This window comes from Geodermatophilus telluris (assembly GCF_900102745.1).
Lineage (GTDB): Bacteria > Actinomycetota > Actinomycetes > Mycobacteriales > Geodermatophilaceae > Geodermatophilus > Geodermatophilus telluris.
The window spans coordinates 157,613-169,961 of record NZ_FMZF01000001.1 but is presented as its reverse complement, the minus strand read 5'-3'; the positions used below and the strand labels follow the sequence as shown (position 1 = coordinate 169,961).

The 12,349-nt window shown below is 73.4% G+C and carries 7 protein-coding genes; 3 read left to right on the top strand and 4 right to left on the bottom strand.

The genetic code is table 11. The features are described 5' to 3' along the window. Positions 1-35 precede the first annotated feature (35 nt). Genes BLQ97_RS00810 through BLQ97_RS00800 form a run of 3 tightly spaced genes read right to left on the bottom strand, consistent with a single transcriptional unit; the run spans position 36 to position 5,324 of the window. The gene (locus tag BLQ97_RS00810) at positions 36-1,403 is read right to left on the bottom strand and encodes a maltokinase N-terminal cap-like domain-containing protein (RefSeq protein WP_091362444.1); all 1,368 of its coding nucleotides are present in this window, start codon (positions 1,401-1,403) and stop codon (positions 36-38) included. Then, a complete protein-coding gene (treS, locus tag BLQ97_RS00805; RefSeq protein WP_139173413.1) occupies positions 1,400-3,250 on the bottom strand; it encodes a maltose alpha-D-glucosyltransferase in 1,851 nt (616 codons plus the stop codon). Before treS ends, BLQ97_RS00810 begins: the two co-directional genes overlap by 4 nt. A gap of 46 nt (positions 3,251-3,296) precedes the next feature. Further along, the gene (locus BLQ97_RS00800; RefSeq protein ID WP_091363763.1) at positions 3,297-5,324 is read right to left on the bottom strand and encodes an alpha-1,4-glucan--maltose-1-phosphate maltosyltransferase; all 2,028 of its coding nucleotides are present in this window, start codon (positions 5,322-5,324) and stop codon (positions 3,297-3,299) included. Positions 5,325-5,455: 131 nt separating this feature from the next. Between BLQ97_RS00800 and glgP the strand changes: the two genes are divergently transcribed. Continuing rightward, entirely contained in the window at positions 5,456-8,005 is a 2,550-nt protein-coding gene (gene glgP, locus BLQ97_RS00795; RefSeq protein ID WP_091362443.1) for an alpha-glucan family phosphorylase, read from the top strand. A 126-nt stretch (positions 8,006-8,131) separates the two neighbouring features. Further along, positions 8,132-9,139, top strand: a complete 1,008-nt coding sequence (locus tag BLQ97_RS00790; protein WP_091362442.1) for an FHA domain-containing protein — start codon at positions 8,132-8,134, stop codon at positions 9,137-9,139. Between the two features lie 134 nt (positions 9,140-9,273). On the opposite strand, the gene glgX is transcribed toward BLQ97_RS00790, so the two are convergent. Further along, positions 9,274-11,421, bottom strand: a complete 2,148-nt coding sequence (gene glgX, locus BLQ97_RS00785; protein ID WP_217637001.1) for a glycogen debranching protein GlgX — start codon at positions 11,419-11,421, stop codon at positions 9,274-9,276. Positions 11,422-11,484: 63 nt separating this feature from the next. On the opposite strand from glgX, the gene BLQ97_RS00780 reads away from it, so the two are divergent. Further along, positions 11,485-12,324, top strand: coding sequence for an ABC transporter ATP-binding protein (locus BLQ97_RS00780; protein ID WP_245691696.1), 840 nt, complete (start codon positions 11,485-11,487; stop codon positions 12,322-12,324). The last annotated feature ends 25 nt before the right edge of the window (positions 12,325-12,349 follow it).

Below are 12,349 nucleotides of genomic sequence, written 5' to 3'. Positions count from 1 at the left end.
GTCGTCCGTCGTGTGGGGCCGTGCTGCGGGGCCGGTCATGCCTCGGCCGTGAGCCGGGACAGCGACTGCAGCGGGATCATCAGCCAGTGGGGCCGGTTGCGCGCCTCGTAGACGCACTCGTAGACGGCCTTGTCCGCCTCGAAGGCCCGCAGCAGCGGGGAGCCCCCGCACGGGTCCATCCCGCTCGCGGCGGAGTAGCCGGTGCAGAAGGCCCCGCGGTTGCGCTCTGCCCACTCCTGCGCCCGGTACGCGCGCTGCGGGTCGCCGGGCTGCTCGACGAGCATGTGCCGCGCGGCGTAGTCGAAGCTGCGCAGCATGCCCGCGACGTCGCGCAGCGGGCTGTCGAGCTGGCGCCGCTCGGCCAGCGGCCGGGCCGGCTCGCCCTCGAAGTCGAGGACCACCCAGCCGGTCGCCGTCCGCAGCACCTGGCCCAGGTGCAGGTCGCCGTGCACCCGCTGGCGCAGCACCGTCTCGGGGCTGTCGGCCACCCGCGCGTAGACCGCGCGCAGCCCGGCGAGGTGCTCCTCCAGCTGCGGGACGACGGCCAGCGCCTGCTCCAGCCGCGCGGTCATGGCCTGCGCGCTGGCGGCGAACCACTCCCGGTCGGCCGGCTCGCTGGGCAGCACCTGCGCGAGGTCGGCGTGCACCGACGCGGTCGCCGCGCCCAGCCGCTCGCTGTCGGCGGCGAAGTCGCCGCCCACCTCGTCGGCGTGCAGGTCGCCCTCGGCGTAGAGGTCGCGGACGCTGGCGGTGGCCAGCCGCCACCCGTCGCTGGCGTTGGGCACGAACGTCTGCAGCATCGCCGCCGTCGCCGGCTCCGCGCCGGGCTCCTGGAGCTCGATGTGGCCGAGCAGCGGCGCGATGTGCTTGTTCTCCGTGCGGCGCAGCGCGTCGTGGATCTCCACGTCGGGGTTGAGCCCGGGCTCCAGCCGGCGGAACAGCTTGAAGATCGCGTCCTGGCCGTAGACGAGCGAGGTGTTGCTCTGCTCGGTCGACACGATGTCGCCGGGGACGCCCTCGGGGATCGCGGCGACCCCGGCCGGGTGGAAGTGCAGCGGCCCGACGGTCGAGGCGGCCGCCAGGTGGGTCAACCACGGCACGGTCGCGTCGCGGTCGCGCATGGCGTCGTAGGCGTAGTTCTCCCGGTCGGCCCCCGGGACCGCGCCGATGAAGGCCGAGCTGAGCTCCTCCTCGGGGTGGGCCCGCCACGACAGCGGCACCAGGTAGGTCTCGGCGGCGCCGTCGGTGTAGGCCACCCGCACGCGGTGCACCGAGAGCACCGGCTCGGTGCGCGAGAGGAAGAACCCCTCCTCGGTGACCTCGGCCCACTCCCGGCCCTTGCCACCGAACCAGCGCTGGTGCGGCATCCACTCGCGCAGCAGGTCGGTCAGGGCGGTGCTCATCGGTCTCCTCCGGTGCTGGGCGGGACGTCGTCGCCGGTGCGCGTGTCGCTGCCGCCGGGGATCTCCTCGGCGTCGGACACCACGCCGGCGGCGAGCAGCGAGTCGGCGACGGGGCTCGAGGTCTCCGCGGCGTCCTCGGTCACCGGCTCGGGGGCCTCCTGCGGGCGGGCCAGCTCGAACCAGTAGAAGCCGTGCCCGGCGAGGGTGAGCATGTAGGGCAGGACGCCGATCTGCGGGAACTCCACCCGGCCGGTGAGCTCGATCGGCGTCCAGCCCTCGAACCGGCGCAGGTCGAGCTCGACCGGCTGGGGGAACCGGGAGAGGTTGTTGACGCACAGCACGATGTCGTCGCCGAACTCGCGGACGAAGGAGAGCACGGTCGGGTTGCGCGAGCCGATCTCCTCGTAGGTCCCGCGGCCGAACGTGGGGTGCTCCTTGCGCACCTGGATCATCCGGCGGATCCACTGCAGCATCGAGTTGCTGTTGCGCAGCTGCGCCTCGACGTTGGTGGTCTGGTAGCCGTAGACCGGGTCCTGGTTGAGCGGCAGGTACATCCGCTGCGGGTCGGCGGTGGAGAACCCACCGTTGCGGTCGGGCGTCCACTGCATCGGCGTGCGGACGCCGTCGCGGTCGCCGAGCCAGATGTTGTCGCCCATGCCGATCTCGTCGCCGTAGTAGAGGACCGGCGAGCCGGGCAGGCTCAGCAGCAGGGCGTTGAACAGCTCGAGGGTGTTGAGGTCGTTGTCCAGCAGCGGCGCCAGCCGGCGGCGGATGCCGATGTTGGCCTTCATGCGGGGGTCCTTGGCGTACTCCGCCCACATGTAGTCGCGCTCCTCGTCGGTGACCATCTCCAGGGTCAGCTCGTCGTGGTTGCGCAGGAAGATGCCCCACTGGCAGTTGTCGGGGATCGGCGGCGTCTGCGCCATGATCTCCGAGATCGGGAACCGCTGCTCCCGGCGCGCGGCCATGAACAGGCGCGGCATCACCGGGAAGTGGAAGGCCATCTGGCACTCGTCGCCGTCCTCGCCGAAGTACTCGACGACGTCGGCCGGCCACTGGTTGGCCTCGCACAGCAGCACGCGGTCGGGGTAGTCGGCGTCGACCACCTTGCGGACGTGCTTGAGGAACTCGTGGGTCCGGGGCAGGTTCTCCCCGTTGGTCCCCTCCTCCTCGAACAGGTAGGGGACGGCGTCGAGCCGGAAGCCGTCGATGCCCAGGTCCAGCCAGAACCGGAGGGCGTCGATGATCGCCTCCTGCACCGCCGGGTTCTCGAAGTTGAGGTCGGGCTGGTGGGAGAAGAAGCGGTGCCAGAAGTACTGCTTGCGCACCGGGTCGAACGTCCAGTTCGAGCTCTCGGTGTCGACGAAGATGATCCGCGCGTCGGCGTAGCCGGTGTCGTCGTCGGCCCACACGTAGAAGTCGCCGTAGGGGCCCTCCGGGTCGCTGCGGCTGGCCTGGAACCAGGGGTGCTGGTCCGAGGTGTGGTTCATGACGAAGTCGATGATCACGCGGATGCCGCGGCTGTGGGCCGCGTGCAGCAGCTCGCGGAAGTCCTCGATGTCGCCGAACTCCGGCAGCACCGCGGTGTAGTCGCTGACGTCGTAGCCGCCGTCGCGCAGCGGCGAGGCGAAGAAGGGCGGCAGCCACAGGCAGTCGACGCCGAGCCACTGCAGGTAGTCGAGCTTGTCGAGCATGCCGCGGAGGTCGCCGACGCCGTCGGCGTTGCTGTCCGCGAAGCCGCGGACGAGGACCTCGTAGAAGACCGCGCGCTTGTACCAGAGCGGGTCGCTGCCGCGTGGGGGCAGGCCGGAGGCCGGGTCGTCGGAGTCGGGCACGGGGAGCGTCATCGGTGCGGGTCGTCCTCGCGGGTGCGTGGGGTGAGGGGGAGAGGGGTCACGGGACCGATGGCGGCCAGGTCACCGGCCGGGGGAGGTGGACCGAGAAGACGTGCGCCGGCTCCCAGTACGGGTCGAGCTCGACGTAGTTGAACTGCCCCCAGTCGTAGCGGGCGCCGGTCAGCTCGTCGGTCACCGCGAAGCGCTCGTGCCAGTCCAGGCCCAGGGCCGGCAGGTCCAGCGACGTCGTCCCGATCTGCCGGTTGTGGCTGTCCAGCGAGCAGACGACGAGGACGGCGTCCTGCGAGCCCGGGTCGGTCTTGGAGAAGCAGATCAGGTTGCCGTTGTCGACGGCGTGGAAGCGCAGCGTGCGCAGCTGCTGCAGCGCGGGGTGCTGCCGCCGGATCTCGTTGAGCCGCCGCAGGTAGGGCGCCAGGCTGCGCCCGGCGGCCTCCGCGCCGGCCCAGTCGCGCGGCCGCAGCCGGTACTTCTCGCTGTCGAGGTACTCCTCGCTGCCCGGCCGCACCGCCACGTGCTCGTAGAGCTCGTAGCCGGAGTAGACCCCCCACGTCGGGCTCATCATGGACGCGAGCACCGCACGGATCTTGAACATCGACGGGCCGCCGTACTGCAGGCTCGCGTGCAGGATGTCCGGGGTGTTCACGAAGAAGTTCGGCCGCATGTAGTGCGCGTTGGCGGCCAGCTCGCGGCCGTACTCCTCGAGCTCGTCGCGCCCGGTCCGCCAGGTGAAGTATGTGTAGGACTGGGTGAACCCGATCCGGGCGAGCTGGTGCATCATCGCCGGCCGGGTGAAGGCCTCGGCGAGGAAGAGCACGTCCGGGTCGGTCTCCTTGACCTGCCAGATGAGCCAGTGCCAGAAGTCCAGCGGCTTGGTGTGCGGGTTGTCGACCCGGAAGACCCTCACCCCGGCCTCGATCCAGACCCGGATCACCCGGAGGCACTCGGCGTAGATGCCCTCCGGGTCGTTGTCGAAGTTGACCGGGTAGATGTCCTGGTACTTCTTCGGCGGGTTCTCGGCGTAGGCGATCGTCCCGTCCGGCTTGGTGGTGAACCACTCCGGGTGGGCCTCGACCCACGGGTGGTCCGGGGCGGCCTGCAGCGCGAAGTCCAGCGCCACCTCCATGCCGAGCTCGCGGGTGCGCGCGACGAAGGCCGTGAAGTCCGCCATCGTGCCGAGCTGCGGGTGGACGGCGTCGTGGCCGCCCTCGGCGCTGCCGATCGCCCAGGGCGACCCGACGTCGTCGGGGCCGATCTCGTGCGGGTTGCCGCCGGGGTACTGCGGGGTGTTCGGGCCCTTGCGGTTGACCGTGCCGATCGGGTGGATCGGCGGCAGGTAGACGACGTCGAAGCCCATGTCGGCGACGGCCGGCAGCCGGTCGGCAGCGGTGGCGAAGGTGCCGTGCGTGGGCGTGCCGCCGACGACGGAGCCCTCCGAGCGCGGGAAGAACTCGTACCAGGAGCCGAACAGCGCGCGCGGGCGGTCGACCCACACCTCGTACTCGGGGGAGGGGGTCACCAGCTCCCGCACGGGGTGCTCGTCGAGGTACCGCTGCAGGGCCGCGGACAGCGCGGGGGCGACCCGGTCGTGCACGCTGCGCACCCCGTCGCGCAGCGCGGTCACGGCCTCGCGGAGACGGCCGCGCCACTCGTCCTCGGCGTCCTGCGCCACCCGCTCGAGCAGCCGGGCACCCTCCTCGAGGTCGTTGGCCAGCTCGTCCGCGCCCTGGCCGGCCTCTATCTTGACCTCGACGGCGTGGTGCCAGGTGGCCAGCGGGTCGCTCCACGCCTCGACCCGGAAGGTCCAGCGGCCCTCCCGGTCGGGCACGACCGTGGTCAGCCAGCGGTCGGGCTGGTCGCCGTAGCGGCGCATCCGCGTGAACGGCCCGCGGGTGCCGTCGGGGCCGGTCCAGACGACGTCGGCGGCCACGGCGTCGTGGCCCTCGCGGAAGACGGTGGCGGTGACCGGCAGGTGTTCACCGACCACGGCGCGGGCCGAGAAGGACCCGCAGGACACGACGGGGGCGACATCGGTGATGCCGAGGCGGAGGTCAGCGCGGCGAGTCATCCGGGCCACGCTATCCACCCCGGGGGGTGCCCACACATCGGCCGCGGAGGGGACCGGACGGTTCCCCAACACGAGGGGTGGCGCGCCGGTCCCGCCCCGTCCCGGCCGGCGTCGCTGACTAGTCTCTCCGCGTGCGAGCACTGCGTCGGTTCACCGTCCGCGCGGCCCTCCCGGAGGCCCTGACACCCCTGTCCCAGCTGGTGATGAACCTGCGCTGGTCGTGGCACCCGGAGACCCGCGACCTGTTCGAGGCGCTCGACCCCGAGCTCTGGCAGACCTGCGGCAACGACCCGGTCAAGGTCCTCGGCGAGGTGTCGGCCGAGCGGCTGGCCACCCTGTCGCGCGACCGCCGGTTCCTGCGCCACCTCCAGGACGTCGTCGACGACCTCGAGGACTACCTCGCCTCACCGCACTGGTACCAGTCCCTGGGGCCCGACGCCCCGCGATCCATCGCCTACTTCTCCGCCGAGTTCGGCATCACCGAGGTGCTGCCCCAGTACTCCGGCGGCCTGGGCATCCTCGCCGGCGACCACCTCAAGGCCGCCTCCGACCTCGGGGTGCCGCTCATCGGCGTGGGCCTGCTCTACCGGGCCGGCTACTTCGAGCAGGGCCTGTCGGCCGACGGCTGGCAGCTGGAGCGCTACCCCTCGCTGGACCCGCACGGGCTGCCGGTCAAGCTGCTGCGCCAGCCCGACGGGTCGGCCGTCGTCATCACCGTGCCGCTGCCCGAGGGGCGCACCCTGCACGCGCACGTGTGGCGCGCCCAGGTGGGCCGGGTGTCGCTGCTGCTGCTCGACAGCGACATCGAGGAGAACACCCCCGCCGAGCGCGGCGTCACCGACCGCCTCTACGGCGGCGACGAGGACCACCGGCTGCGCCAGGAGATGCTCCTGGGCATCGGCGGCGTCCGGGCGCTGCGCGCCTACTGCCAGCTGACCGGCACGCCGCAGCCGGAGGTGTTCCACGCCAACGAGGGGCACGCCGGCTTCCAGGGCGTGGAGCGGATCCGCGAGCTCACCGAGTCGCACGGGCTGTCCTTCCCCGAAGCGCTGCAGGCCGTGCGCGCCGGCACCGTGTTCACCACGCACACCCCGGTCCCGGCCGGCATCGACCGCTTCCCCCGCGCGCTCATCGAGCGGTACTTCGCCGGCTTCGGCGTCCCGCTCGAGCACCTGATCCCGCTCGGGGCCGAGGAGGACCCGGCGAAGTTCAACATGGCGCACATGGGGCTGCGGCTGGGCCAGCGGGCCAACGGCGTCAGCCAGCTGCACGGGCACGTCAGCCGCTCGATGTTCAGCGACCTGTGGCCGGGCTTCGACCAGGGCGACGTCCCGATCTCCTCGATCACCAACGGCGTGCACGCGCCCACCTGGACCGCCCGCGAGCTCGTCGAGCTGGGCACCCAGAGCTCCAGCGTGGGCGACCCGTTCGAGGGCCAGGGCGTGGCGGCCTTCGACGGCGTCGACCGCATCCCCTCCGGGGAGCTGTGGGCCACCCGCCGGATGCTGCGCGGCCGGCTGGTGGAGGAGGTGCGGCGGCGCCTGCGGGAGACGGCGCTGTCGCGGGGCGCCGCCGAGACCGAGATCGGCTGGACCGACAGCGCCTTCGACCCCGACGTCCTCACCATCGGCTTCGCGCGCCGGGTCCCCTCCTACAAGCGGCTGACCCTGATGCTGCGCGACCCCGCGCGGCTCAAGGCGCTGCTGCTCGACGAGCAGCGGCCGGTGCAGCTGGTCATCGCCGGCAAGAGCCACCCGGCCGACGACGGCGGCAAGCAGCTGATCCAGCAGATGGTGAAGTTCGCCGACGACCCCGAGATCCGGCACCGCATCGCGTTCCTGCCCGGCTACGACATCGGCATGGCCCGCTACCTCTACTGGGGCTGCGACGTCTGGTTGAACAACCCGCTGCGGCCGCTGGAGGCCTGTGGCACCTCGGGCATGAAGGCGGCGCTCAACGGCGGGCTGAACCTCTCCATCCGCGACGGGTGGTGGGACGAGTGGTTCGACGGCCAGAACGGCTGGGCCATCCCGACCGCCGACGGCGTCTCCGACGCCGAACGCCGCGACGACGTGGAGGCGCGGGCCATCTACGACCTGCTCTCCACGCAGGTGCTGCCGCGGTTCTACGAGACCGACCGCGACGGCGTCCCGACCCGGTGGGTGGAGATGGTGCGGCACACGCTGCGCGAGACCGGCCCGAAGGTGCTGGCCACCCGGATGGTGCGCGACTACGTCGAGGGGCTCTACGTCCCCGCGGCCCGCTCCTCGCGCACCATGGCCGACGGCGGCTACGAGCCCGCGCGCACCGAGGCGCAGTGGCGGGCCCGGCTGCAGGAGAGCTGGACCGGCGTCCGGGTGGCGCACGTCGAGGCCACCGGTGCCGGCGACACCCCGGAGATCGGCTCGACGCTGGCCCTGCGGGCCGAGGTGGAGCTGCCGCAGCTGAGCCCGGCCGACGTCGAGGTCCAGGCCGCCTACGGGCGGGTCGACGACGCCGACGGCCTGCACGAGGTGACCACGGTGCCCATGCAGCACGAGCACACCGACGGCTCCCGGCACTGGTTCACCGTCACGCTGCCGCTGGAGCGCACCGGCGCGTTCGGGTACACGGTGCGCGTGCTGCCGAAGTCCGAGCACCTCGCCGACCCCGCCGAGCTGGGGCTCGTCCGCTCGGCCTGACCCGGCGCGGGCCGGTCCGCAGGCCCACCCGTCACGCCGGTCGCAGCGTCCCCACGGGGCGCGCTGACCGGCGTGGCGGTGCCGCCGGGCCGCCCACTCGTCCCACCGGTCACTAGGCTGGCGCGCATGCCCGACCGCTGTGAAGTCCTGCCCGGAGACGCCGTCGTCGCCCGACGTGGCGGTGGGCTGCTCTGGGTGGACGCGCCCGGCTCGCCCGCCCTGGTCGCCGCGCTGCACGCCTGCCTGGGTGTCGCGGGCCCCGGCGCCGACCGGGTGCTCTCCGCCGTCGCCGCCCAGGTGGCCCCGCTCGGCGGTGGCTCGGCGTCCTTCGCCCTGGTGCTCGTCGACTCGGCCGAGGGGTCGGGCACCGGCGTCGCGCTGTGGTCGGGCAAGGGCCAGCCCGCCGTCGACGGCGTCCCGGTCTCGGGCTCGCCGGTCGAGGGCTGCAGCGTGGCCGCCGGCTTCCCGCTGGGGTCGACCCTCTACGTCGGCCCCGGCCAGGCCGCGCCGCAGATGCCGCCGGGTGTGGCCTACGACCTGACCGAGGGCACCGTCCCCGGCTCGGGGGCGCTGCTGCAGCTGGCCGCCGCGGCCCGCGCCTCGGCCGCCGCGCCGCCGGCCACCGCGCAGCCGTCGTCCTACACCGCCGGGTCCGACGCCGGGTTCGCCGGTGCCGCGTCCGGCTTCGGGAGCAGCTCGCCGTTCGGCGGCGCCGGCTCGTCGGCGGTCAACTCGCCGGCGCGCACCGACAAGGGCGGCGAGGAGACGGCGTTCTGGAAGCCCGACGTCGTCGCGCCGGTGCTGCGCTTCGACGACGGGCTGGTCGTGACCGTCGACGAGGACCTGGTGCTCGGCCGCCGTCCCGACAGCCACGAGCTGGTCACCAGCGGCACCGCCCGCCCGGTGCCGATCGCCGACACGCAGAACGTGCTGTCCTCGGCGCACGCGGCGATCCAGCGCAACGGCGGCGAGGTGACCCTCACCGACCTCGGCTCGCTCAACGGCACCCACGTCGCCGGCCCCGAGGCCACCGAGTGGACCCAGCTCGAGCCCGGCGTCGCGCACCCGCTCTCCGACGGCGACCGCCTGCTGCTCGGCTGGACCGTCATCACCTACGAGGTCCCCCAGGACTGAGGACGGACCCTCCTGCCCCGCCCGTCCTCGGGCGGGGCTCACGGCGTCCTCCCGCACCGCAGCGCGTCCTACCCGACGGTGGGCGGTCGGGTGGGACGCGCCACGATCAGGTCACCTGATCATCGCGCGACCCCTCAGGGACGGCGCAGGACCCGCAGCAGCCAGACCGTGCGCGGGGGGACCTCGATCGGGCCGGGTGCGACGACGGCCGGCCGCGGCGGCGCCCCGGTGGGGTACTCCGTGCTGACGGCGAACTCGTAGCCGTCGGCCCACGGCGGCCCGGGCAGCTCGACGGTCACCGGCGCCGGGCCCGCGTGCAGCTGCACGAGGTAGGAGTCGTCGACCACCCGCCGTCCGCGCTCGTCGCGGTGCCGGATGCCGCGCCCGTCGAGGTACATGCCGATCGTCTGCAGGCCGGTGTCGAACCAGTCGGCGGTGGTCAGCTGCCCGCCGTCCGGGGCGAACCAGGCCAGGTCGCGGGTGCCGCCGGTGCCCGGGATCTCGTGGCCCTCGAAGAACGCCTCCTGCCGCAGCACGGGGGAGCTGCGGCGCAACCGCACCAGCCGGCGGACGAAGGTCAGCAGGTCGGCGTCGACGGCGTCCCAGTCCAGCCAGGAGACCTCGTTGTCCTGGCAGTAGGCGTTGTTGTTGCCGCCCTGGGTGCGGCCGATCTCGTCGCCCGCGGTGAGCATCGGCACGCCGGTGGACAGCAGCAGCGTGGTCAGGTGGTTGCGCACCTGCCGGGCGCGCAGGGCCAGCACCCCGGGGTCGTCGGTGGGGCCCTCGACGCCGCCGTTCCAGTTGCGGTTGTGGCTCTCGCCGTCCCGGTTGTCCTCGCCGTTGGCCTCGTTGCGCTTGCGCTCGTAGCTGACCAGGTCGGCGAGGGTGAACCCGTCGTGGGCGGTGACGAAGTTGACGCTGGCGAAGGGCCGGCGGCCGTCGGAGCGGTAGAGGTCGGAGGAGCCGGTCAGCCGGTAGGCCAGGTCCCGGACGCCGACGTGCGCGCCGGACCACACGTCGCGGACGGTGTCGCGGTACTTGCCGTTCCACTCCGTCCACAGCGGCGGGAAGTTGCCCACCTGGTAGCCGCCCTCGCCGACGTCCCACGGCTCGGCGATGAGCTTCACCCGGCTGACCACCGGGTCCTGGTGGACGACGTCGAAGAAGGCCGACAGCCGGTCGACGTCGTGGAAGGACCGCGCCAGCGCACTGGCGAGGTCGAAGCGGAACCCGTCGACGTGCATCTCGGTGACCCAGTAGCGCAGCGAGTCCATGAGCAGCGCCAGCACCGCCGGCCGGCGCACGTCGAGGGTGTTCCCGCAGCCGGTGTAGTCGGTGTAGCGGGCCGGGTTGCCGCCGGCGAGCCGGTAGTAGCCGCCGTTGTCGATGCCCTTGAGCGACAGCGTCGGGCCGGTGTGGTCGCCCTCGGCGGTGTGGTTGTAGACCACGTCCAGGACGACCTCGATGCCCGCGGCGTGCAGCGCCTTGACCATGGCCTTGAACTCGGTCACCTGGGCGCCGCCCGACCCGGCGGAGCTGTACGCCGCGTGCGGGGCGAAGTAGCCGAGGGTGTTGTAGCCCCAGTAGTTGGTCAGCCCGCGACGCAGCAGGTGCGGCTCGCTGACGAAGTGGTGCACCGGCAGCAGCTCGACGGCGGTCACCCCGAGCGCCTGCAGGTGCTCGACGAACGCGGGGTGCGCCAGGCCGGCGTAGGTGCCGCGCAGCGCCGGGGGGACGTCGGGGTGGCGCTGGGTGGCGCCCTTGACGTGCACCTCGTAGATCACGGTGTCCGACCACGCCGTCTGCGGCCGCCGGTCGCCGTCCCAGGGGAAGGAGTCGTGCACGACGACGCCGCGCGGGACGTGGGGCGCGGAGTCGCGGGGGTCGGCGGTACCGGACTCGCCGGTCTCGAACGGGAAGCCGAACAGCGCCGGGTCCAGCCGCAGGTCGCCGTCGACGGCCCGGGCGTAGGGGTCCAGCAGCAGCTTGGCCGGGTTCCACCGGGCGCCGGAGGAGGGGTCGTAGGAGCCGTGCACCCGGTAGCCGTAGCGCTGGCCGGGGCCGACGCCGGGCAGCCGGGCGTGCCACACCTGGTGGGTGGTCTCCTGCAGCCGGTGGCGGTGCTCGGTGCCGTCGTGGTCGAACAGGCACAGGTCGACGGCGGTCGCACCGGCCGACCACAGCGCGAAGTTCGTGCCGGTGCCGTCCCAGTGCGCCCCCAGCGGCGCCGGGGAGCCCGGCCACACCTCCAGGTCGCCGGGGGTGTCCTCGGGAGTCCTCACCCGGCGATCCTGCCAAGTCCGGCTGACGGGCGGCGGGACGCGGGCTGTTGGTTGGATGGGGTCGTGTCGAGCAGCGCCGCCGCCTCCCGGCCCGCCCCACCCGAGACCGTCGTCGAGATGCGCGGGGTGGACGTCGTCCGCGGCACGGCGCACCTGCTGCAGGACGTGGACTGGGCCGTCCTGCCCGACGAGCGCTGGGTCGTCCTCGGGCCCAACGGCGCGGGCAAGACGACGCTGCTGCAGCTGGCCGGCGCGCACATGCACCCGACGCACGGCGAGGTGACGCTGCTCGGCGAGACGCTGGGCGCGGTCGACGTCTTCGAGCTGCGGCCGCGGATCGGGCTGACCAGCGCGGCGCTGGCCCAGCGCATCGAGCCGGGGGAGCGCACCGGCGACGTCGTCGTCTCGGCCGGGTACGCCGTCGTCGGCCGGTGGCGGGAGCGCTACGACATCCACGACCTGTCCCGGGCCGCCGCCCTCATGCAGCAGTGGGGCGTCGCGGGCATCGCGCACCGGCCCTTCGGCACGCTGTCGGAGGGCGAGCGCAAGCGGGCGCAGATCGCCCGGGCGCTGATGACCGACCCGGAGCTGCTGCTCCTCGACGAGCCCGGGGCCGGGCTGGACCTCGGCGGCCGCGAGGACCTGGTCAGCCGGCTGTCCGGCCTCGCCGCCTCCTCCGCCGCGCCGGCGCAGGTGCTCGTCACCCACCACGTGGAGGAGATCCCGCCGGGCTACACCCACGCCCTGCTGCTGCGCGGGGGGCGGGTGGTGGCCGCCGGGCCCCTGGACGACGTGCTCACCGCGGAGCGGCTGTCGGAGACCTTCGGCCTGCCCCTGGACCTGTCGCGCTCCGACGGCCGGTTCACCGCCCGCCGCAGCGGCACGGCCCCGGCTGCTCGTTAGGGTGCGGCGACGACGACGTCCCAGC

Bases quoted from the DNA above. Each gene is read 5' to 3' on its own strand.
- BLQ97_RS00810 (WP_091362444.1), bottom strand. From the start codon at position 1,403: ATGAGCACCGCCCTGACCGACCTGCTGCGCGAGTGGATGCCGCACCAG.
- treS (WP_139173413.1), bottom strand. From the start codon at position 3,250: ATGACGCTCCCCGTGCCCGACTCCGACGACCCGGCCTCCGGCCTGCCC.
- BLQ97_RS00800 (WP_091363763.1), bottom strand. From the start codon at position 5,324: ATGACTCGCCGCGCTGACCTCCGCCTCGGCATCACCGATGTCGCCCCC.
- BLQ97_RS00790 (WP_091362442.1), top strand. From the start codon at position 8,132: ATGCCCGACCGCTGTGAAGTCCTGCCCGGAGACGCCGTCGTCGCCCGA.